This window comes from Enterococcus sp. ZJ1622, from assembly GCF_011038845.1.
GTDB lineage: Bacteria > Bacillota > Bacilli > Lactobacillales > Enterococcaceae > Enterococcus_B.
This window is the reverse complement of the sequence record NZ_JAAKDW010000005.1, coordinates 201435-225370: the sequence shown is the minus strand read 5'-3', so window position 1 is coordinate 225370 and position 23936 is coordinate 201435. Positions and strand designations below refer to the sequence as shown.

Sequence of the window (23936 nt, the reverse complement as noted above, 5' to 3'; positions counted from 1 at the left end):
AAATTTATATTTTGTCTAAGGGTATACATAAATTGAGTTGATTTTTTTTCATTGGATTATGTTAAGCTGATTATAAAAATGGACATATATCTGTGGCTTCTTATAAAAGAGGAGAGATAAGCCGAATGGGAAAAAGAAAAGTAGGGAACATTATCCAAATCAACCGATATCTGTTTTGGTATGTGCTTGCTGTATTAGTTTTAGGTGGACGTTTCTTTTTTGTCCATCCAGTCAAAGTGGAAGGTCGTTCTATGCAGCCGACGCTAAGCCCAGGAAGTCGGGCATTCGTCCTTAAGCAAGGCTATACGATCGATTACGGGGACATCGTGACGTTCACTGCCGGTGAGAGAAACTACATCAAACGGGTCATTGGACTTCCAGGTGATGAACTCTGTTTTTCAAGAAATCTGGTGACAATCAATGGAAAAGCAGTCAGCGAATCATATCTGATCGCCTATCCAGAATCAGCCGATTTTCTGGGAGAACGAACTGAAAAAAACATAATTATACCAGAAAATCATTTTTTTGTGCTAGGAGACAATCGTCTGAATTCCAGAGATAGTCGTGAGTTCGGACCAATCGCTATGGAGCAGTTGACAGGTAAACTCTGGTTTGCTTATTTACTGCAGTATTTTTAATCAAAGAATACGAAGAAATAAAACAGTTGGAACAATCAACCAGCTGTTTTATTTGTATTTAAGTTATTTTAAATAACGTTTTGTTTTTATTTGTGTCTTGTTTGATAAAGATTAAACGGAAATTAAAAAACGTAGATTATAGATTGACTGCGTTTTCTTAGTGTGATAATTTTTGAATGTAAGTGGTTTCTTTTGCCTAGAACGAGTAAACACGAAACAACAGACGAAAGGAGGGATTTTTTTGGAAATCGTCATCATTGGTGGAATCGCTGCCGGGATGAGTGCAGCTGCAAAAGCAAAACGAATGAATAAAGCAGCAAATGTAACCGTTATCGAAAAAGAAAACTATGTGTCATTTGGTGCATGCGGGTTACCGTATTATTTAGGAGGGCAGTTCGAAGATGAGAATGAAATGTTCGCTCGTACCCCTGAACAGATAAAAAAAGCTGGGATCCATTTATTGTTAGGCTGCCAAGCGAGCAAGATCGATTTTTCCAGCAAGCAAGTACATGTCAGAGAGTTAGAAACGAAGGAAGAAAAAGTGATCCCTTATGACAAACTGATGTTAGCGACTGGGGCAAAGCCGATCATCCCGAGAATCGATGGAGCAAATGCAGGAAATGTGTATACGATCACTCGGCTGGATCGCGTACGCGAGTTGAAAGAACGACTGACGGATTATCGTAAGATTGTTGTAGTGGGAGGTGGCTTCATCGGTATAGAGGTAGCTGATCGGTTGGCAAGTCTTGGAACAGACGTCCGAATCATCGAAGCAAAACCGGCGATAATGAGTCAGACCTTTGATCCAGAATTTTCAGAAAAACTGAAAGAAGCGATGGAAAAGGAAGGGATACATATCCATCTAGAAGAGCACGTGGATAACTTCGAAACGAGTGAAGAAGAAGTGGTCTCTGTCCAAACGAATAAAGGAAACTATCTTGCTGATGCAGTGATTCTCGCAGTTGGTTTTCGTCCAAATACAGAATTGGTGAGCAATGACATTGAAACATTAGAAAATGGTGCGATCAGAATCGATCCATTCGGAAGGACTTCACAAAAAGATGTTTTTGCAGCCGGAGATTGTGCTTCTATTCCTCACCGGCTACTCGGAGATCATTATCTCCCATTGGCAACAGGGGCGAACAAAATGGGCAGGATCGTCGGCATCAATCTTGTTGCGGCAGAAACAGAGATGGAAAAATACGTAGGTACTTTGGGGAGCAGTGCCATCAAAGCAGGTGCTTATGAAGCGGCAAGCACAGGACTCACAGAGCGTATGGCAGAACAATATGGTTTTCATTGTAAAACGACCTGTATCGAGGTAGCGAACCACTCGAATTATTATACAGTGCAGGAAAAAATAATGATCAAATTGGTTTATGACGCCAAAAGCTTTGTTTTATACGGTGCACAGCTCTTTGGAAAAAATGAGACGGTTCTTCGGGCGACCGGCCTAGCTGCGGCGATCCATGGAAAGCTGACCACGAAAGAACTGGGATTTGTCGACTTTGCCTATGCTCCGCCATTTTCCTCTACATGGGAAGCCATCAATGTCGCAGCAAATACAGCAAAATAAGGAGAGGATAACATGATTGATGCGCCTTTTTTTACACAGTTTTTGAAAATCAGCAGTTTGTTCACGCTCAGTGCACTGGCTTTATTGATTGTTTCACTGTATGGAATGAAGGTCATGAAGGACAAGAAAACGAGTTTTTCAAAACGGATGATGGTTGCTTTATTTCTCGGATTGATTATTGGCATTTTTATTGACTGGCTTGGTGCTGAAAATTCTGTTTATATCGATTATGCACGAACAGAGATTTCTGCATGGTATTCTTTATTCGGCACAGGATTCTTGAAATTGGTCCAATTGCTGGCGATTCCGGTAGTGTTCTTATCCATTATCAAAGTAGTGATCGAAGTGAAAGGCGAACGGTTGAAACACCTGACTAGCAAAACATTTGCCGCACTTCTTGGTACGACGGCGATATCTGCATTGTTAGGGATCGCAGTAGTGAAACTTTTTCAACTGAATGGATCAGATTTTGCAGGTGACTTAGCTGCTGATCGACTAGAAAATATGAGCAATATCGCTTCTCAGAGTTTCCCGGAGTTTTTTTTGAATCTTATCCCTAACAATATTTTGAGTGCGATGGGCGATAATGGAAGTATCGTTTCCGTTGTGATCATTGCCGCGATGTTTGCTAGTGCGATACGATTTTTACAAGTGAAAAAGCCGGAACAAGTTGCTCCCTTCGTCACGATTCTTGATTCGATGAAAGTGACGGTCAATTCCGTACTGACAAATGTGATCAAATTGATGCCTTATGGGGTGATTGCTTTAGTGAGCAATACCATTATTTCTCGAGGGCTTCAATCGATCATGGGAATGATCAGTTTCATTGCCGCGCTTTATACAGGCGTTTTGCTGATGTTAGTGGTTTATATCCTCCTCTTGCTTGCAATGGGGGTGAATCCGGTCATTTTCTATAAAAAAGCGTTTACGACTTTGCTTTTCGCCTTTTCTTCTCGCTCCAGTGTGGGGACATTGCCATACACCTTGAAAACACTGGAAGAGGATCTGGGCGTTTCTAAAGAAACCTCGAATTTTGTAGCAACGTTAGGGACAGCCATCGGGATGAATGGTTGTGCCGGTGTGTTTCCAGCGATGCTAGGTATACTGATGGGATCTGCAGTTGGAGCAGAAATGAATGTTTCATTTTACATCCTTGTTGTGATGGTTGTGACTATTGGTTCGATCGGGATTGCCGGTGTGCCGGGGACTGCGACTGTGGCAGCAACAGTCACCTTGAATGGCTTAGGTTATGGTCATACGATCTCAAGCATTGGGGCGATTTTTGGGATCGACCCGATCATCGATATGGGTAGAACCATGCTGAATGTAGCTGGTGCGATGGTGTCAGCGATCATGGTCGACAAATGGGAAGGCACGTTTGATAAAGAAGCATTCAGTCAACCGATTTCTCAAAAAAATGATCGAGATGAATAGATGAATTAGCTGGTTTCGACGATCAGAAAGCTTTGATCGATCGAGATCAGCTATTTTTTTGTGTGAAAGCAGTAGATGACAAAAAATGCAATCCACTGAAATAAGGAAAGAAAAGGTATATAATAACAAATAAAAACCATAAGGAGAAACGAATGGAATTACGTTTGTTAAAATACTTCTGGACGATCGCAGAGGAAGAAACGATTTCACGAGCTGCTGAAGTCCTGCATGTCACACAACCCACCTTGAGTCGACAATTGAAAGAACTGGAAGAGGAATTAGGGACAGAGCTATTTGTGCGGGAAAACCGCAAGATGGTACTTACCGCTGCCGGCCGTTTCTTAAAAAGCCGTGCAGAAGAAATTCTAGTATTGACAGAACAGACTACGCAAGAATTTGAAAATCAGCGAAAGCAGTTATTCAGCGGGAATCTATCGATCGGCTGTGTCGAAGCAGACAATTCGGATACGTTAGCCATGATGCTGGAAGAACTTGTCAGTGATTATCCTCAAGTCCACTTCCATATCCATAGTGGAACTAGTGATGATATCACGGATCGGTTGGAAAAAGGGCTTGTTGATTTAGCCATACTCCTAGAACCGATTGCTACCGAAAAGTACGAAAAGATCATCTTACCTCGAAAGGAGAGATGGGGACTCCTTGTCTCGAAAGAATCTTTTTTAGCACAAAAAGAAAGATTAGTGAAAGAAGATCTAACCGGTGTCCCGCTATTGATCTCCAGACGCCCTGAGGTACAGGAGATGGTCGCTGGATGGCTTGGGACAGATAACAGTGAATTGTCTATCGTAGGTACCTTCAACCTGATTTTCAATGTGTTTGCTTTAGTAGAGAATCGAGTAGGATCAGCTGTTACTATCGAAGGGGCAATAGCAAATCATGAACGGGAAAGCCTGAAATTTCTGCCACTTGAACCTGCGATTGAAACAAACTGCGTGATGGTTTGGAAGAAAAACAGAGTATTGTCACCAGCAGTCCATGAGCTGATTCGACGTTTTCAAGAAGCTTTTCCCAATAATAAGAAACGTGTATGAATAAAAGGAAAATTCGTATTTCGTACCATATACTCAATATTGACATCATTCATTCGATAGCAAGAACAAAGATAAAGCTGGGATGCGATAGCATTCCAGTTTTTTTGTGTTCAGCAGTAAAAAATGCATAACTTTATTAAATAGCGCTTACAAAATAAAAAATGAATAGAACTGTTTGTTTATAATAGCCTTTGTTCTGGATTGTAATGATTCTAAAGAAATCGAGATTTTAATTTTGGCGTTTTGAGGATAGACAAGATGATGGGGGGAATCGAATGAAAAGGCTTAGGCAAAGCGTGGCATTATTATTTGCTATTATATTTATTTTTCATGCCACAGCTTTTGATCAGAAAGTAGAGGCTTCTACCGAAAAAAGCAGTGTTGGAATCAAATTTGAAGGAAGTATTCCACAAACAGATGAATCAACCAAACAATCTGAAAATCGATCCAGACCAAAGAACCTTCCTCAAACCAATGAAAAATCAGAGGTATTCATCACAGGAAGCGGGCTGGTCTTACTCAGTCTCAGCGTATGTTTTGTGATATATGAAAAAAAGAAAGGACAGAGAAAATGAAAAAAACAATTTTCGCAGCAGCACTTATCAGCACAACGATCTTAGCAGGAGGAGCATTATCTGTACACGCAGATGATTTGAACGGCACGAGCCAAGCAAAAATCGGTTTGGCAAAACAAGATCCAGACCATCCAGTAGATCCAATCGGCCCAATCGATCCAGACGATAATCCTGCTTCAAATGACCCAACCAATAATACAGGTGACTTGCGTATCGACTATATTTCAAACATTGATTTCGGGCAACATACGATTTCTGGAAAAACAGAGAACTATGCGGCACAAAAACCGGCACTTCGTACAGAAGCACAAGTTTCAGATCTGCGAGGAACAGGCGCTGGCTGGAACTTGCAAGTAAATTACGAAACAGATAAAGGATTCACTTCAGGAGAAAAAACGCTAAACGGGGCAGAACTTACTTTACCAGCTGGAACGACCGCCACAGCAGAAGGAAACCAATCTGCTTTACCTGTGGCAAATGAGGTAATTGTAAATGGCCAAGCGCAAAATATCATGACTGCTGCTGCGAATACAGGTTTAGGGACATGGGCAGATGAAATGACCACCGAAAATGTATCTCTGAAAGTCCCTTCAGGAAATCTCGTTGGCGATTATACAGCAACACTTGTCTGGACTTTGTCAGACGCACCAGCTTAATCCAAATTGATCACGAACGAATAAGGAGAGAATAACAACGATGAAAAAACAGGTATTCTATACATTAGCAGCCACTGCATTGCTATCAAGCTCATTATTAAGCACATTGAATGTACACGCAGATGAAACAGCACCAGCGAAAGATGCTACCACATCTACTGCAAAGATCGCTTTTACTGGAGGAAATGATGATCCAGTTCATCCATTGGTCCCTGATGACCCGGACGATAACGGAACAGGCGATCATGGCCCATTGTCTATCGACCATGTATCCGACATCACTTTCGGTACACAAGAAATCTCAGCAAGTGAACAAGTATACAATGCAGAAAATGCAGAAGCCAATGTCCAAATCACCGATAAACGCGGGGTAGAAGGTGGCTGGACACTGACAGCAGCAACTTCTAAATTCACTGCTGAAGATCACTCAGAACTAAAAGGTGCGGTACTTTCATTTAAAGGCGGAGAAACACAAACTACTTTAGATAACACTAGTGCAAGCCCAGAAGCACACGATGTGACTTTCGACAATACGGAAGCAAAACCAGTAATGACTGCTGACAGCTTGAAAGGACAAGGAACATGGGTAGATATTTTCCAAGGAACGCAAGGAAACAATAATAAAATACAATTACAAGTTCCTTCAGGTTCTGCTGAAGCAAAAGAATACACAGCAACGATCACATGGACACTAACAGCAGGTCCTACTGAATAGGATGGAGAAGAAAATGAACAAACTGAAATCATTGTTTGTTGCGGCTTTTGGTTTATTGAGTATGATCGCTTTGCCATTAATGACGCATGCTGATTCAAACGAATCAGCATACAGCGTCAGCGCCAATCTTCCAGAATTTCAAAAAAATAAAGATGTTTCTTATTTTGATCTGCAATTACAGCCCGATCAGCAGGAAGAAATCTCGATCCATTTAGCAAATTCGGCAAAAGAAAAAGCAGTTTTTGATGTCGATGTCAATAATGCGGCAACTAATAGCAACGGCGTCATCGATTATGGCCAAACAGATCTGAAGAAAGATCCTTCTGCTAAATATGTATTAAATCAGCTAGTAACACCGAAAAATCAAGAAGTCGAATTACAAGCTGGGGAAGCAAAGGATGTCACCTTCAAAATAAATATGCCGAAAGAAACTTTCAAAGGCATGATTCTTGGCGGCATCCATATCAGTAAAAAAGATGATATCAGTGAAAAAACGGAAGGTACAGCGATCCGTAACAAATATGCGTATGTGATCGGTGTGAAGCTACAAAATGATACGGAATCTGTTGCACCAGAACTAAAACTGAATTTTGCCAAAGCAGGTTTGCAAAATTCCTATACGACTGTCTTTGCCAATGTTCAAAACCCGACACCTGGGATCATCAGTAAAGTGAAATTTGATGCGAAGATCACTAAAAAGGGCTCAAAGGACGTATTATACGAAACAAAAAAAGAAAATATGTCTATTGCGCCTAATACCAACTTTGATTTTCCGATCAGCTTGCAAAAAGACAAGATCGCTGCAGGAGATTACACAGTGACGATCGATGCGCAAGAAGGAAACCATCATAAAACATGGCATCTATCCACTGATTTCACCATCAAATCAGAAAAAGCAAAGAAAATCAATCAGGAAGCAGTCACAGAAGACAAAGGTACGGACTATCTACCAATCATCCTCGTCGTTGGTCTCCTGCTTCTACTGATCATCGCATTTTTAAGTTACAAATTACTTAAACAAAAAAAGTAGGTGAGTCTTTCAAGTGAAATGGAGCCAGCCACTAAATAAGTTATATATATTAAGTTTGTTTTTTATTTGTGTATTAGGAAGTATCTGTTTTCATTCTATTGAGGTTTCAGCAGCAGATTATACAGAAGTGAGCGAGGGGCCGATTCTTGGTGGGCATGTCAAAGCATCAATTTCTTACAAAAAAGATCATTCCCCACATTATACAGCTGTCGGGGATACGGTAACTGTGACGACCACTTTAGAAAAGCTAGACGATGGTGTTTTGCCCGATCAGTTTAAGCAATCTTCTGTGTTCGTGCTGTTTCCTGATAAGACACAAGGATTGCAACTACAGGGAGAGCCTGAATTCAAATATGAAGTTGCAGGAATACAAGATACTGGGAGATTTGTCGAAACAACTAAAGAATTACACAATAATCTATTGGCGGCCTTTAATTTGTTAGCTAACTATGAACACGGTGATCCGCTGACTTATGACGGTCGAATGACAGAAATTCCCATCACCAATGAATATGACGATGGGCCATATGAGGATGAATATGCCTTATCAAAAGTATTAGTTACAAAAGGTTCTAAAGTCATTCTAAGCTATAAAGCGACGGTGACAGAAGAAGCATTGAAGAATGATAAATTCATGCTTCATGCCGCTGTTTATGACAGTAACGCTGATGATTTTGATTGGGATCATTTCTTGACCACGTCTATGCCAAGCATTCAGGATCTAGGGGTCTCATTTGACGAAGCGACTAAAAACAAAAAGATCGACATCATAGACGACTCTTCTTATCAGACGACACTGACTGGTTCATGGGCAGGGGCAAAAGATGATATCCATCCTGTACTGACAGTAGATGGGAAAGAGTTGCCGATCCCGGACGACAGTTTCAAGGAAGACGGGACATTCGAAATCCCGATTGATCTGAAAAATGTGGGCAATATCGGCACGAACAATATCCATATCAAGCTTTCTGACAGCAATGGCCAAGTAGCAGAAGATGATGCAGTGATTACTTTAGTACAAACAGTTGTACCACCTGAAATCAAGCTTTTAGATCCGATTGAGAACGCCTCTGTCCCTGTTGTTCCAGCTGATCATACATTACCGATCACAGGGCAATGGAAAGATAAAGACAGCAATGCAGTGTGTCTTTTTTATAAGCTCAACGGGCAAGAGGGCGTACTAGCTGATAATCTGATAAATAGCTCAAAAGACACTTGGATCGATTTTACAAAAGAACTGCCTCTCAGCAACTTGAAACTTGGAGAAAACCAAGTCGAAATCTATGCAAAAGATACAGAAGGTCAGCTTTCTGATAGCCGAAAATTTGTCATTATGCTAAATGAGGGAGCGGTGCGATTCAAACAAATCGACCCGGAAATTCAGTTTCAAAATCTGATTATTTCAGGAAACACCCAACATGCGGCTACCCAATCTCCTGTTGCCGTGACCGTGGAAGACACCACAGGCAATCGTGGCGGCTGGGAATTGACGGTCAAACAGCTTGCTCCGTTTTCAGATGGAAGAAGAGAGCTCTCCGCACAGCTGAGCTTTCAAAACAATGGCGGAAACCTGCCAATTACAATGAATACTCCAACCGCACTGCCAATGGTACAAGATACGTCAACTGATTATTCCTTACAACAAGATACAGCACATCAGTTTGATCTATCTGTCGCCTCAGGTGCCTATGCGGGAGAATATCGTTCAGAATTAGAATGGACGATCGTCACAGCACCATAAATAAGAAGAAGGAGAGACACGCAATTGTTTTTCCTTCTTTTCTTTTGCTATGATAAAAGAAAAAGGAAGTTAGGGGTCACATGAATTCGATTATTTTTATTATTGTTGTCTATTTAAATCTGTTGATTGGTCTATATGTATTGTTTCCTAGAAAAGAAAAAAGAAAATTCACAGTACTTTATTTGGGGATGTTTGTCGTTAATCTTTTTGTTCCAAAGTATACCCTCTTTTTTTTGATCGCTCTTTATCTGTTCCAAGGTTATTTTTTATATCGTATCGTGGTCAATCCATATTTGACCGTATTATTGCTGAACTTTTTGATGAATGTCATTGGGCTTGCGTTTTTTGTCGCCTATGACATCCCAAGGTATTTCGGATTGTACGATCTTGGGATGAATTCAATCATAGAACTGATCTTGGTCACGGCTTTGTACTGGTGGATGCGGATGCTGGATAAAAAATATCATCTTTTCGATTATTTCAGAGGATATACGAAGAAAATGAAAAGGATAACGATACTGTCGACGATTCTTTTTTTTGTGCTCTATTCATTCCATGAAAGTATCGGCTTTTATAGCTTCGATTATCTTTTGACATCAGCGATCACTTTATTGTTCAATTTAAGCTACACATTGCTGTTTATTTTATTTATCATTTATCAAAAAAAGATCAATGCATTAGCACCATATTTGAAGGACAAAAAAGAGACGGAAGAATATTATGCAAAACTAGATGAATTCCGTCATGATTATTTGAACTATATCTCTGCGTTGGAATATAGTTTGAAGAACAAGGAGCAAGAAGAGTCGGTGCGGCTATTGCACCATCTAAAAGAATACTCCTTAGAAATGATTAATGATGCGCGACATAATCCGTTGAAACGGATTGCCGAACCAGCGATCAGAGGCTTGTTTTATGACTTTATGGAGCGTGCGGACCAGCAGGAAATCGCGTATGATATCCAAGTGCTGAATCCGATCCTTCAAGTGAATATCGATTATATCGATATGCTTCGGCTGCTTTCGATCGCTTTGAACAATTCGTTGGAGCATTATTCCGTGAAAAAAAGTACTGTGCCCATTGCCATCGTATTGAATCAAACAGAAGAAGCTTTCTCTTTCAAGATCAGCAACCCAGCTGATATGACTGGTACTAGTTTAGCTGATATCCTGAAAAGAGGCACCTCTGCCAAAAAAGAAGGTGGCTTAGGGCTGTATAATTTCGCGAAATTAGCTGAGAGATACACGAATGTGAATTATGAAATCCGATATATCAAAAAATTAGAAGTCTTTGAATTAGAACTTGTCATTGCCGAGAAGAAGAAAAATGAAAGCTGAACAAAAAAACGAAGCTGAACGACTTTTAAAAAAAATCGTTCAGTGTTTTTTGTTTCAGCATCTCAATGTGATTCATCAGCTTTTTGATACTGGTCGAGCTGAGAAAAAGGGATTCACCATTTTTAAAATTGACTTCCATCATCTGTTTGTCGATATTTTTTATGTTGAATGGATTGATCGAGTAGCTTTTCAGCTCATTGAAATAATGGTAAGGTTTAAATTTTTGCTTGATGTTTTTCATCTTGTCGTGGATGATGAAATTTTCTTGGACACCACAATATTCTAATGTAGAACGAGAGCCATTGACGGTCGCGATATAGTTGACCTCGTCAGGATCGACCAAAAATACTTTTGCAGCTCCCTGCAGTTCGACGATCGAGGCATTCTGTTTCCTGTTCGCCATTTTTTTTTGTAGGATCTCCTCGATTTGATTGAATACGTCCACGAAATCAGATTTATCCAGGTAACGATCTGGACGGATCTGCCTGTTGATGATTTCCAGCCCTCTCGAACTGTCATTGGATAAGAAGATAATATAACAATTTTTGTTGATCGTACGGATCTTCTGGGCAAAATCGATCCCGCTGTGAAGTGTTTTCAAATCGATATCGATAATAAAAAAATCTGAGGAAGAAATCGAAAACGTTTCTAGATTCCTATAAATCGTTTCCAGTTTATCGCTAGGAAATACATGGATTTCGATCGATCGGAGCTGTTCATGTTTCTGAAGTTCTTTTTTAAATAATTCTTGATGGAACAAATTGTCTTCAATGTAATAGATTTTCATTGTCCGATTCCCCTAAAACATACTTTTCATAAATAGTATAACAGATTTCATCGTATGGATTCATTCTTTTCTCAGACAGAATCTTTCGCTTTTTATCAATGGATGGAATGTGCATAATGCTGGCTCCGGTATTCACGAGGTGTCACTCCGGCTGTTTTCTTGAACACTTGGATAAAATGGCTCTGGCTAGCAAAAGAAAGAAGCATACTGATTTCTTTATAGCTTTTGTCGGTAAATAGCAGCAGGTGTTTGCTTTCATTGATCTTGCGTTCTTGGATATAAGAATGGATTGTTTGCCCCATTTCTTTTTTGAACAAAGCAGACAGATGTGTTTTATGTTTGTCACAATATCCTGCTAATTCTTCGACCGTTACTCGTTCATACACATGACTATCGATATAATTGATGAGCTGTTTGACCAGCATGGATTTACCTGCAAGTGGCTGCTGATGGATCAGCTTCATGAACCGGTAAGTGGCTTCTTTCATATAAGTATGCCATTCGTCGGCAGAATGGATGCGAAACAGTCCTTGGATCAAGGCGTCAGATAAGCTGAAAGCCTGATTGATCGGGACGCCTTCATCGATGCTGATACGTGTCAAAATAGCAACAAAAGCTGAAAATTTCAATTTCAGTCCTTCTAATTCGTTGCCAGCCAACTCGACTTGATAAGTCTCTTGCATTTTTTTGAAGAGCCAATCGATCTTTTCCGGCTGATTTCTCTTGATATACTCGGTATACCGCAATTCAAACTGATACGAATCAAAAGTCGCTTCCTGCATTCTTCTATCATACAGACTTTCTTCGATTCGGTGGTCAGTCGTTTTATGCTGATGGGTCTCCTTTTGATAGATCCAGTGGAGGGCATCCTTTTGTAAAATCTCATGGGTGAAAATAGTATGGAGAAGCTGGACGAATTCTTCAAAGGCAGCAATGGTTTCTTTGGTATAGTGGATACCATAATGATACGCATGGGAATGGAAAACGAAACGGTCGGGTGCTTGGCCGATCAAACCGCAAGGACCAACAAGCAAAGAAAACGACTGACTTCCAGTATGGATATTCAAAACGGCATACATAAAAGGAAAATCATTGAACAAAAGGACAGGTCTGTCCGCAGCAGGAACAATGAATTTTGTCAGGGCAGGTTGGGTATCCCATGTTATTTTTGGGTGACAGGGATTGTTGGAAGAATCGAACAGAATCATAGGAATCAAATATTTTTTATAAAGCAGATCCATTAATTTAATGATGGCAGATTGGTCCATTTTTATTCCTCCTAACTGTCCTTTCTTTTATTGTATCTCAAAAAGGAAAGATTGAATATCCGTTTTTTTAAATGTTTTTCTTCTATCTTTATACAAACACTTCTTTTTTTGTATAACGGTATTTTTTTTATCGCTATAATCAATTTATAAAAACGGTTGCAAAGGAGAAAAATATGAATGAAAAAAAACTGAAGCAACTTGCCGATTCCTTGACGATCAAGGAAAAAATCGCGCAAACGGTTCAACTGAATGGGGATTTGTTCGTAGAAAGTGATGTCATGAATACTGGACCAACTAAAGAACTAGGCTTTCCAGAAGATTTTGATCTGAGTCAGGTCGGGTCAATCTATAATGTGAACGATCCGAAAAAACTAAAAAAAATCCAGCAAAAAATCATGGAAAAAAGTACGAGGAAAATTCCCTTACTATTTATGTCGGATGTTATTTACGGTTTCAGAACCATTTTTCCGATTCCATTAGCACAAGCTGGGTCATATGATTTTGAACTGATTAGAAAAGCGGCACAAACGACTGCAAAAGAAAGTTATTTAAATGGATTACATGTCTTGTTTTCCCCTATGCTCGATCTAGTCAGAGATCCTCGCTGGGGACGTGTCATGGAATCCCCCGGCGAAGATGTGTATACAGCCAAAGAATTTGCCAAGCAAGTAGTAGCGGGATATCAGGGAGAGCTTCACGATTTCCTAGGAAAAAACCATGTGGGCGCTTGTATCAAACATTTTGCAGGCTATGGCGCACCAGAAGCTGGTCGTGAATATAATACAGTCGATATGTCGAACCAGCGATTGTTCAATGAATATCTGCCTCCTTATCAAGCAGCGATTGAAGCGAATTGTTTACTGATGATGACTGCTTTTAATGTATTGAATGGGGTACCGTCTACAGGAAATCGCTGGTTGAATCGCGATATTTTGCGTGATCGTTTCGGTTTCGAAGGCGTACTTGTTTCTGATTACGCTGCTGTGGAAGAACTGCAAGCGCATGGCTATACAAAAAATCAGGAGGAATCAGCTAAAAGGGCACTGGAAGCAGGGGTAGACTTCGATATGATGACTTCCGTATACGCGAATTCCTTGGAGAAACTGATCGAAAAAGATGCGCGGATACTTGAACTGTTGGATGAAGCAGTCTGGCGGATCTTGTTGCTGAAAAACAAATTAGGTTTATTTGAACATCCGTATCGCGGACTTGAAGAAGAAAATACCGGCGAGATCCTGACCGAAGAAGCAAAAGAGACAGCCACTCGATTAGTCGAAAAAAGCTGTGTGCTGTTAAAGAATGATGAAACTTTACCCTTGAAAAAAGAGCAGAAAATCGCAGTAATCGGGCCATACGGTGAAAGCAAACTGACTATCGGATTCTGGGCATCGGTCAGCGGGAAACCACAGGACAGCATTACTTTGAAAGAAGGAATGGAACAGCATTTCGGAAAAGAACAATTGAATTTTTCAAAAGGGTTCAATCTATTTCCTTCGTATGAGTCTTTTGGTCCCTTAAAAGAGGGGATCGAGAAGCTGAATGGCACAATCGAAGAAGAAGAGTATTTGCTTAAAGAAGCAATAGATAAAGCATCAGCTTCCGATATCATCGTATTGACGATCGGAGAACAATTCTTAGAAAGCGGCGAGGGAGCCTCTAAAGCAAAGCTGACTCTGCCTGAGAACCAAATGAAATTGATTAAAGAATTAGCTCAGTTGAATAAACCAATCGTTGGCGTGTTATACACTGGGAGACCTTTAGTTCTGACAGAAATCGAACCTTATTTTTCAAGCCTGTTACTGGTATGGTATCCAGGAACGATGGGCGGAATCGGAATCGCGAACGTATTAGCAGGAAAAGTTTCGCCAAGTGGTCGACTGAGTATGACGTTTCCTCGAAGCGAAGGTCAGCTTCCAATCTATTATGCACATAGCTCCACAGGCCGGCCTTTAAGTACTAGTACGCATTCTACTCGCTTTGTTTCAAAATATATCGACGAGTCCAATGAACCATTGTTTTCCTTTGGGACAGGAAACGGATATGGGAACGTGGAGGGGAGATGGACGTCTATCGAAGAAAAAGAAAATGACACACTTCTGTTGACGTACGACCTAACAAATCTTTCTTCAATAGAGCTAGAAACAGTGCTCCATATTTATGTAAAGGATCAAACAGCTTCAATCGTACAGCCAGTCAAACGGTTAGTTGGGAGCCAACGAATTTTTTTAACTGCCAATGAAAAGAAGATGGTCGATTACATCTTGTCAAAACAAGAATTGTCATTTTATGACAATGACGGGAAGAAACAGTTTGAACCCGGCGAATTTGTTTTTTGTTTGAGCACGGTCAATACAGAAGATTTTCTTACAATCCAATTATAAAAAAGGAGAAGAAAGATGGAAAAATTAGAACAGCTTTTAAGCAGCCGATTGCTGCCAATGTCAGAAAAATTACAAAAAAACAAAGTACTTGCAGCCCTGATGGAGGGATTTATCCGAACAAGCCCGATTACGTTGGGGATCGCCTTTATTACGATCATTGGGAATTTTCCGTTTCCGGGTTGGATCGATTTTTTGAAAAATATCGGGATCTTCCCTCATGTGGAAGCCATTACAAATGGTGCGACAGGTGTCTTTTCATTGTATGTCGTCTATAGTTTGGCATTTTCCTATGCCAAACAGCTGGGAACAAATGAAAGGAATGCGTCAATTATTTCTTTAGCAAGTTTCATTATGCTGATGCCACAAACAGTGATGACCACCATTACACAAGACGGGAAAGCAGTGGAACAAGCGGTGGGCGCTTTGAAACTTGATTATTTAGGCGGACAAGGTTTGTTTATCGGAATGTTAGTCGCTTTACTGATTACTCGTTTCTATGCTTTCTTGACTAAAAGAAATCTGATGATCAAATTACCTGACAGTGTTCCGCCAATGGTCACACAATCTTTATCGCCAGTATTTGTTGTGACAATCATTTTTGTGGTGGTGTTTGCGTTACGTGTGTTATTTGGATTTACAGAATCCGGAACGATTTTTCAATTTTTTATCGATGTAATCAATGCTCCTTTGAATTCATTAGTTGCTAGTCCATGGTCGATCATCATTATCATGGAACTTTTAGCTGTTTTGTGGTTCTTCGGTATCCATAACGCGGTACTCCAAGGACCATTAGGCGCCATCAGTATGACAATGGTTGTTGGGAATATTGCTGCGTTTCAACAAGGCGAAGCATTGCCTTATCTAGTTCCTTCTGTTATTTACATGGGAATGTATGCTTCTGGCTTCATGGGATTTGTCACTTTCTTCATGATACGATGCAAATCTGAGAAAATGCGTCAATTAGGCAAATTGTCTTTTGTCCCTTCACTATTCAATGTGACAGAACCGTTGATGTTCGGGATGCCGATCATTTTGAACCCGATTTTCTTTATCCCTCAGATCTTTACCCAACTGATCGCAGGATTCGTGACGTGGGGATTAGCTACAACAATCCTGCCGATTTCACTGAATCCGACGATGTCTCTGTTGCCATGGACAACACCGACATTTATCAAGATGCCACTGTCTGGAGGAATCAATTATACGATTTTGATGGTGATTTGTATGACTATTGGTATCGTGATGTGGTATCCGTTTATCAAGATTGCAGATAAGCGAGAAGCTGAATTAGAAGCAGCATTGGAAAAGCAAAATGAAGAAACAAGAACAGACAAAATCATCAATGCTAAGATCGAAGCTTGAAAAAGGAGAAACGTATGTGGACATTGAGCATAGATATCGGCGGTACTTATGTGAAATCTGCTTTGGTAAGAAATACGACTGTAAAGGAAAAAAGACAAGTACCAACGCCTCAAACGGAGAACAAATCGTTCATCCTCTTCTTGACAGATCTTATCCGATCCTATCAACAGCTGACAGATATCCAGGCAGTGGCGATCGCTGTACCTGGTGCTGTCACAGAGACTGGAACTGTCTTTTTTGGTGGAGCGGTTGCGTGTTTGGATAAAGTCAATTTGAAAAAACAGTTGGAAGAAGAGATCGAGCTTCCAGTATTTGTAGAAAATGATGCAAAAGCTGCGGTTTTAGGGGAGACATGGTACGGAAATCTGAAAAACACTACAAATGGTGCCGGTATCATTTTAGGGACTGGAGTAGGTGTCGGGCTTTTATTGGAAGGGAAAATAAGAAAAGGACCGCATTGTCAAGCCGGAGAGGTGAGTTTTCTTATCCAAGATCGTGCAGTTCAAGGACCGGAATCATTTGTTGGTATCCATTTATCTGCTGTTCGTTTAGTAAAGGAGCTTGCAGCTTTATTGCAATGTGAAGAAGACGGCAGACAAGTATTCGAGATGCTCTATCTGTCTGGGAATGAAGCTGCGAATAAACTGTACAAACAGTACTGTAACCAAGCAGCGATCTTGTGTTTCAATCTGCAATGTCTGCTTGATTTGGAAAAAATGATCATTGGAGGTGGGATCAGCCAACAACCACAGCTGATTGATGACATACAGAAAAGTTACGAGGCGATTTTTTCGCTCTCCCCGATGATCAAGCAAACGATACCCAAAATAACAATAAGAGCTGCTGCGTTCCAATCAGATGCTAATCTGATCGGCGCAGCGAAAGGAGCAGAAATCAATGAAATTTCCAACTGATTTTCTATGGGGAGCTTCTACAAGCGCCTATCAAACAGAAGGAGCTTGGAACGAAGATGGAAAAACCCCTTCCGTCCAAGATAAGAAGGAGATTCCATCAGGTACTAGTGATTTCAAAATAGCAGTCGATCATTATCGTCGATTTGTAGAAGATGTTCGGTTATTCAAAGAATTAGGATTGAAGGCGTACCGCTTTTCGATTTCATGGAGTCGCGTTATGTCAAAAGGAAAAGTGAATCCCAAAGGTCTGGATTTTTACAAAAAGCTGATCGATCTACTGAAGCAAAATGAAATAGAGCCTGTCGTCACTGTGTTCCATTTTGACCTTCCTTATGAGATCTACGAAAATGGTGGATGGGAAAATAGAGAAACGATTCAAGCATTCGCAGAATATTGTCAGCTGCTGTTTGAGACATTCGGCGATCAAGTAAAATACTGGCAAACAATCAATGAACAAAACGTCATGGCACTTGCCGGTTCGGTCATTGGAACGAGCAACAAGACAATGAAAGAAAAATTCCAGGAAAACCACCATATGCTCGTTGCACAAGCATTAGTGACGAAAAATTATCATGAAGGACATTATCCTGGATTGATTGGGCCAGCTCCTAACATTGCCAGTGTGTACGCAGCTTCTGACAGACCTGAAGATCAGTTAGCTGCATTGAATATGAGTGCCTTGCGGAATTGGCTGTTTTTAGACGTAGCTGTTTATGGACGATACAATCACAATGCTTGGCACATCTTATCCAAAATTGGGGCTTGCCCGGAAGTAACCAAAGAAGATAGACAGATTCTACAAGAAGGAACGTGTGATTACATCGCATTCAATTATTATAATACGATGACAGTCTCTGCTTATTATGAAAAAGAGAGTAGAATCGATCAGCAGTCTGGCTTTGGTATCCCCGGATTTTTCCAAGTTACAGAGAATAGTCATTTGCCGATGACTGAATTTGGTTGGCCAATCGATCCAGAAGGTTTCAGATATACCTTGAACGAAATTTATTCCCGCTATCGTTTGCCGCTGTTAGTCACTGAAAACGGAATTGGTGCAAAAGACAAACTAACGGATGAATACAAGATTCATGATGGTTATCGAATCGATTATCTGAAACAGCATATCGAACAAATGAGACTTGCGATGGAAGATGGTGTGGAAGTGATCGGATATTGTCCGTGGAGTGCGATCGATCTGATCAGTACGCATGAAGGGATCCAGAAGCGTTATGGGTTTATTTATGTCGACCGGACGGATACAGAATTAGGAACGATGAATCGCTATAAAAAAGACAGCTTTTACTGGTACCAGCAGTTGATCAAAGATAACGGGACGAGAGAAGGGGAGTAACTGCTATGCACATGGAGAAAATCATCCTTGATCCCAAAGCTGACACGAGCCTGACTATTTATCTTCACGAAGAGAAAAAAGAATATCAGCGAATCGATAAACGTCCTTTTTTGCTGGTGATTCCTGGAGGCGGCTATGGATTTTGCAGTGAAAGAGAAGCTGAACCAATTGCGCTAAAATTTGCAGCAGAAGGTTATCATGCAGGAGTTTTGCGCTATCATGTCGGGGAATTCCGAAGCTTTGAAGAGTCACTAGCAGATGCACATAAAAGTATGAGAATCATTGAAGAATTATCAGTAAACGCAAAAATCGACAGTGAAAGAATCGCAGTGATCGGTTTTTCCGCAGGTGGACATTTAGCAGCAGCGCTATCTACATTAGGAGAAGTGAAACCTAGTTTGTGTATTTTAGGTTATCCAGCCATTCTTGATTCATTTGCAAAAGTCATGAAAATCACTGCACCTTCATTGGATACTTGCGTGACACCGCAATCTCCGCCGACCTTTCTGTTTTCTACTTTTGAAGATAATGTGGTACCCATCGAAAATTCTCTTCTTTATTTACGCGCTCTAGAAGAAAATGAAGTTCCGTTTGAAGCTCATATTTTTCAAAAAGGAAAGCATGGACTTTCATTAGGCAACAAATGGAGCGGGAATAGCGAGGAAATGATCGACCCGCGTTTTGCTGAATGGTTCGACTTATGTATCGAGTGGCTAGAAATCAACTGGCTGGAAGAAAAAGAAATGAAGCAGATATATACAGATATTTGGCAAGTGCCAATCAAAGAATTGTTTGCTGTCAAAATGAATAGAAAAAAACTGCTACGGAATCTGCCATTTTTGACAGACAAAAGCACCTATAAGATCATCAAATTATTGTCCTTTGCTCAATTGTATGAGCTTTCGCCAGAAAAATTTTCTAGCGGGCAATTAAAAGATCTTCTTGAAGAGTTAGCATTACCGCAAAAGGAAAGAGAACAGGAGAGCTGATTATGAAGATATGGATAACGAATGAAAGTTATAAACCATCGACTGAGTTACATGCGGACTTTCCTGAAGAATTAGACAAGTTATCTGTTTATCGAAACAGTACAGGAGCTTTTCAGCTTTTGCTGCATGATGGGAAAAAGAACCATTATTTATTAGATGATCAATTTTCAATTCCAGATGAAATCGAACAGCCGATCTACCGGATACAGCTTGAATCTGAGTTATTGACCAAAGCACGCTTTGTCGATTATTACTGTGGAGCAAACGATAGCTACTATGGAGACAAACTGATCGAAGAAAGGGCGCATACTTATCCTGGTGACCGTTTTGCTCCTGTCTATGTCGAACTCCCTATAGACAAACAGCAAAAACCTGGCAGCTATGAACTGAGCATCTGCGTTTATCGAGAAGGGATCACGACGGAAGATGAGCTAATTTGCCAAAAAAGAATCGAAGTCGTCGTAGAAACGTATGCCTTTAGCGATTCAGTCACTGATTCTTTCCATTTGGATATCTGGCAACAGCCTTCAAACTTGGCTCGAACGTTCAAAGTTCCTCTTTGGAGTGACCAGCATTTCGATTTGATAAGGAAGATGGCAGAAAGCCTAGCATTATTGGGGCAAAAAAGTATTACTGTCATCGCAGGAGAAATCCCGTGGAAGGGCTGGTTCAATTATATCGTCAAAGATTTCCCAGCGAATCTTTATGAATATTCAATGGTTCGAGTAACAAAAACAAAAGAGAAAAAAATCCAATGTGATTTTACGATCTTAGAAAGATATCTTGCTTGTTTCTTTCATGCTGGAATCGAGAAGGAAATCGATCTGTTTGGTCTTTTAGGTGTGTGGCAACCGCCTTTTTTTCCATTGAATCAAGCGGTGGAGCACCCAGAAAAATTGGTGATTCGTTATTATGATGAAGGAACGAAGAAATTTGCTTTCATTGAGAAAAAGGAAGAAATAGTGGATTACTTGGAACAAGTATTCCATTATTTCAAAGAAAAAAATCTTTGGGAACGCGTACGCATCATAGCGGATGAGCCAAAAGCGCATGAAATCGAAATGTTTCGAACCGCTGTTGCACGATTGAAGGAAATCGATCCTTCAATACAGTTGAAAGTCGCTTTCGATAAGGAACCTGTGTTAGATGCACTGTTATCTGAAATCGATTTTCCAGTCACTTCATTTTATTGTACTTCTAAGAATCATGAACGATTAAATCAACAGTTTTCGGGCAAAACACAATACTATATATGCAATTATCCAGATAAACCGAATACTTTTTTGCATAGTCCGTTACTCGAAAGCCGAATGCAAGGAGTGTTAGCCTATTATTTCAAAACAGATGGCATGCTGAGATGGGCATATAATTGCTGGCCTGAGAATGCCAGAGCAGATATCCGATACAATACAAGCTCACTTCCTATCGGCGATCTATGTCTCGTCTATCCGTCTTTTTCAGGTGAATTGTTCCTGTCTTTAAGATATAAACAGCTATATCGAGGGATTGAAGATTATTATCTGCTGAAAGAAGCCGAAAAAGTAGATAAATCTCAAACCGAAAGACTTTTAGTTGATTTTTTAGGTAATGAAAAATCAGAGAACTGGATGTCGGACAGTCATCGAATGAATCCGGAATTGTTCAGCCAGACCGAAAAAGAATGGCTGGATTTGAGAGCAGAGCTGGTTTCGATTATCATGAAAGCGAACGCTTAATAAGAGTAATAAAACAGACATTTCCACTTATGCTTTTCAAGAGTTGGAGTGTCTGTTTTTGTTTGAATTCGTATCACTTAATAAAGTGAACAAATTGCAAGCTATGGTCGAGACTCCAACCAAGCCATGAAAAAATTTAATCAAATCTAAAGACATAACAATTGTGTTCTGCCAAAAAATAACGAGCCCTTGCCTCTGTTTATTTTTTTGTATACGCGTCTCAACATACATAACAGAATTAGTCTCAAGCTAGGAAAAGTAAGCAAAATGCTGTTTTTTTCACTGATAGACCCGTGGTACAATCTCTATAAAGCGTTTTCTTTTAAAAAGCAAGTAGTAAGGAGCAAGCATGAAAAAAATCATTTTCAGAGGACTCATGGTCGTCATTGTACTGAGCATAGGAGGGAAAATATTGATGGACAAAAGAGAAAAAGACAACGAAGAACTGCGTACCATTCAAACCGATCTGGCAAATTATTTGTATAATCATTATGAAATTTATACAAAAAATAAGGAAAAAATCGCTGAAGCAGATAAGAAATATAATGGTGGTAATGGAACAATAACAGATGATGAATATTTAGAGAGTTTAAAAAACGCTAGACAATATTTTAACATCGAAAAAATAGAATTTACAGGTTTTTCTGTAGGTCCGATGAAAGGATTGGTAGTTGGATTTATCATCAATGATGTTTACCCGGATGAAACTACGCTAGATACGAGATCGGCCGAAACGAATAAGTGGTTATATTCCTTTAATACTGGAAATACTAGGAATTCATATGTACTAACTAAAAAAACTTCTTCGACGGATGAAAAAATGCCAGAAGAAAACATTATCTATTATGACAAGGGAGTCAAGTGATGGACCAAAACAAAGAATTCTCTAAAGCGGTATATGGCGTTGGAACGGGGAAATTAAAGGTTGACGAAAAAATCGTTGAGGATAAATATCTTGTTATCGATGTCATCGACACCGACAAACATACGATTGGAAAAGAAAAAATACCAAAGAAAAACAGTATGCAGGCTATGGTCGTGGCCGAAATCGAAGACAAATATAAAGGTTATGATGAGGCTGATTTGAAAAAGCAAGTAGGCTACCCAAAATCCGTCATCAAAAAAGAACTGACCATCGCTTACGCAGGCACTAAAAACTGGCAGGACTGGAAGACGAACATCCGAGAAGTCGGCTTCGAGGACAAACACGACAACGGTGCTTTCCAATCGGCTTTAGCGTATGCCGATGCAATCGAAAAGACCTATTCTGTCAAAGACGGCTTCACCATTTCCACGACCGGTCATTCCTTAGGTGGAGCACAGGCGAGCTATGTCGCTGTTTTAAAAGGCTATCACGGATTTACATATGCTGCGGCAGGCCCAGGCCTTAGTGAGAACCAGCTCAAGAATTATGAAGGGCAGCTCATCAATCTGTATGACACTTCAGACATCGTGACCAGCGACTGGCTGACTGGCGGGAAAGGCCGATTGCCTTTCCACAGTTTCGGGATCGACAACGCCGGATGGAAAAACTATGGGCACGATCTGAGTCAGTTCGATCTCGACAAAAGCGGGAATTACATCGATAAATATGGCGATATCGTCATCTATTCCGACCAGCATGGAGGGATCGGCCTCGAACAGACTTTGCTTGCTCAGCAAATCATCAAAAACAAAGCAATGATCCGTCAAGTGGAGACATATGGTGAGAAAAATCAGTGGGAGAAGGATAGGATCACTCAATTGAAAGAAGAAAACAAATGGCTCCAGCTGCAAATCAGTGCTTTCTCCAAGCTGGTGACTTGGCGGAAAAGATTCACAGCAAGCAGTGGCGGACTGTCGACCAATGAACAGATCTATTTGGACGATCAGCAGGCACTGATGATCGTGAAACATGCAGCTTCCGTCTTCGATCAAGCCATGGAACAAGTGCTAGTCATTTACCAACGTGGGATCAGGGACTTGGAACAGCTGTGGACAGATGGCCTTGCGATGGTCCGCAGACATACCCCGCTATTATCTCAGAACGAAATGCTCGAGGCCCTGCGAGAAGTGGGGTGTACCAAGCAGACGATCGTTGATGAACCCACGCAAGAATTCCGAGAAAAGATCTTCAAGATCAAGCAGCTTTCAGCAGAATTCTCTGCTCTGGCAAAAGAGATCGAAACGAAAATCAATGAACTAGTCGAGCATGATCGGGAGTTAGCACGACAATTATTTTAAAAATGATAAAGACAAACAGGAAGAAAATGTCTCGGCATTTTCTTTTTTGTGTTGGCAATTAGATTCTAATCATCTGCTTGTGTAAAGCTTTGATAAATTCCATGCTTTGAAAAAATGGCCTTATTCTTTTACAACCCGGGGATGTACGACTTTTCTTCATTGGAATACGAAAAAACAGCTTTACATAGATTT

At 40.4% G+C, this 23936-nt stretch carries 20 protein-coding genes; 18 read left to right on the top strand and 2 right to left on the bottom strand.

What is annotated here, in order from left to right; all coding sequences use genetic code 11:
• Positions 1 to 125 precede the first annotated feature (125 nt).
• From lepB to G7Y42_RS06770, 10 genes are all read left to right on the top strand, one after another.
• Positions 126 to 638 (top strand): signal peptidase I, encoded by a 513-nt coding sequence (gene lepB / locus G7Y42_RS06815; protein WP_165004530.1) that lies wholly within the window; start codon positions 126 to 128, stop codon positions 636 to 638.
• Between the two features lie 241 nt (positions 639 to 879).
• On the top strand, positions 880 to 2214 hold the full coding sequence (locus tag G7Y42_RS06810; RefSeq protein WP_165004532.1) for a CoA-disulfide reductase: 1335 nt from the start codon (positions 880 to 882) through the stop codon (positions 2212 to 2214).
• A 12-nt stretch (positions 2215 to 2226) separates the two neighbouring features.
• The gene (locus tag G7Y42_RS06805) at positions 2227 to 3648 is read left to right on the top strand and encodes a cation:dicarboxylase symporter family transporter (protein WP_165004534.1); all 1422 of its coding nucleotides are present in this window, start codon (positions 2227 to 2229) and stop codon (positions 3646 to 3648) included.
• Between the two features lie 152 nt (positions 3649 to 3800).
• Positions 3801 to 4700, top strand: a complete 900-nt coding sequence (locus tag G7Y42_RS06800) for a LysR family transcriptional regulator (RefSeq protein ID WP_165004536.1) — start codon at positions 3801 to 3803, stop codon at positions 4698 to 4700.
• Positions 4701 to 4996: 296 nt separating this feature from the next.
• The gene (locus G7Y42_RS06795) at positions 4997 to 5275 is read left to right on the top strand and encodes an LPXTG cell wall anchor domain-containing protein (RefSeq protein WP_165004538.1); all 279 of its coding nucleotides are present in this window, start codon (positions 4997 to 4999) and stop codon (positions 5273 to 5275) included.
• Positions 5272 to 5931 carry a WxL domain-containing protein gene (locus G7Y42_RS06790; protein WP_165004540.1) on the top strand — a complete coding sequence of 220 codons (660 nt, stop codon included), beginning with the start codon at positions 5272 to 5274 and terminating at the stop codon, positions 5929 to 5931. The genes G7Y42_RS06795 and G7Y42_RS06790 overlap by 4 nt, the downstream gene beginning before the upstream one ends.
• Positions 5932 to 5971: 40 nt before the next feature.
• The gene (locus G7Y42_RS06785) at positions 5972 to 6646 is read left to right on the top strand and encodes a WxL domain-containing protein (protein WP_165004542.1); all 675 of its coding nucleotides are present in this window, start codon (positions 5972 to 5974) and stop codon (positions 6644 to 6646) included.
• Positions 6647 to 6659: 13 nt separating this feature from the next.
• Positions 6660 to 7676 carry a DUF916 and DUF3324 domain-containing protein gene (locus G7Y42_RS06780; RefSeq protein ID WP_206215440.1) on the top strand — a complete coding sequence of 339 codons (1017 nt, stop codon included), beginning with the start codon at positions 6660 to 6662 and terminating at the stop codon, positions 7674 to 7676.
• Positions 7677 to 7803: 127 nt separating this feature from the next.
• A complete protein-coding gene (locus G7Y42_RS06775) occupies positions 7804 to 9417 on the top strand; it encodes a hypothetical protein (protein ID WP_346773681.1) in 1614 nt (537 codons plus the stop codon).
• Between the two features lie 80 nt (positions 9418 to 9497).
• Positions 9498 to 10754, top strand: coding sequence for a GHKL domain-containing protein (locus G7Y42_RS06770; RefSeq protein WP_165004547.1), 1257 nt, complete (start codon positions 9498 to 9500; stop codon positions 10752 to 10754).
• 25 nt (positions 10755 to 10779) lie between these two features.
• On the opposite strand, the gene G7Y42_RS06765 is transcribed toward G7Y42_RS06770, so the two are convergent.
• Positions 10780 to 11541 carry a LytTR family transcriptional regulator DNA-binding domain-containing protein gene (locus G7Y42_RS06765; protein WP_165004549.1) on the bottom strand — a complete coding sequence of 254 codons (762 nt, stop codon included), beginning with the start codon at positions 11539 to 11541 and terminating at the stop codon, positions 10780 to 10782.
• Positions 11542 to 11636: 95 nt separating this feature from the next.
• A complete protein-coding gene (locus G7Y42_RS06760) occupies positions 11637 to 12809 on the bottom strand; it encodes a helix-turn-helix domain-containing protein (protein ID WP_165004552.1) in 1173 nt (390 codons plus the stop codon).
• 173 nt (positions 12810 to 12982) lie between these two features.
• Here G7Y42_RS06760 and G7Y42_RS06755 point away from each other — a divergent pair, with 173 nt between their 5' ends.
• The 8 genes from G7Y42_RS06755 (at position 12983) to G7Y42_RS06720 (ending at position 23744) form a co-directional block, all read left to right on the top strand.
• Positions 12983 to 15190 (top strand): glycoside hydrolase family 3 N-terminal domain-containing protein, encoded by a 2208-nt coding sequence (locus G7Y42_RS06755; protein ID WP_165004554.1) that lies wholly within the window; start codon positions 12983 to 12985, stop codon positions 15188 to 15190.
• A gap of 15 nt (positions 15191 to 15205) precedes the next feature.
• Entirely contained in the window at positions 15206 to 16552 is a 1347-nt protein-coding gene (locus G7Y42_RS06750) for a PTS transporter subunit EIIC (RefSeq protein ID WP_165004556.1), read from the top strand.
• Between the two features lie 14 nt (positions 16553 to 16566).
• Positions 16567 to 17466, top strand: a complete 900-nt coding sequence (locus G7Y42_RS06745) for an ROK family protein (protein ID WP_165004558.1) — start codon at positions 16567 to 16569, stop codon at positions 17464 to 17466.
• Positions 17450 to 18817: a glycoside hydrolase family 1 protein gene (locus tag G7Y42_RS06740; RefSeq protein WP_165004560.1), complete on the top strand. Its 1368-nt coding sequence runs from the start codon at positions 17450 to 17452 to the stop codon at positions 18815 to 18817. The genes G7Y42_RS06745 and G7Y42_RS06740 overlap by 17 nt, the downstream gene beginning before the upstream one ends.
• Before the next feature lie 5 nt (positions 18818 to 18822).
• Positions 18823 to 19806, top strand: a complete 984-nt coding sequence (locus tag G7Y42_RS06735) for an alpha/beta hydrolase (protein WP_165004562.1) — start codon at positions 18823 to 18825, stop codon at positions 19804 to 19806.
• Positions 19807 to 19808: 2 nt separating this feature from the next.
• Positions 19809 to 21521 carry a DUF4091 domain-containing protein gene (locus G7Y42_RS06730; protein ID WP_165004564.1) on the top strand — a complete coding sequence of 571 codons (1713 nt, stop codon included), beginning with the start codon at positions 19809 to 19811 and terminating at the stop codon, positions 21519 to 21521.
• 349 nt (positions 21522 to 21870) lie between these two features.
• On the top strand, positions 21871 to 22386 hold the full coding sequence (locus tag G7Y42_RS06725; protein WP_165004566.1) for a hypothetical protein: 516 nt from the start codon (positions 21871 to 21873) through the stop codon (positions 22384 to 22386).
• On the top strand, positions 22386 to 23744 hold the full coding sequence (locus G7Y42_RS06720) for a DUF2974 domain-containing protein (RefSeq protein ID WP_165004568.1): 1359 nt from the start codon (positions 22386 to 22388) through the stop codon (positions 23742 to 23744). Before G7Y42_RS06725 ends, G7Y42_RS06720 begins: the two co-directional genes overlap by 1 nt.
• The last annotated feature ends 192 nt before the right edge of the window (positions 23745 to 23936 follow it).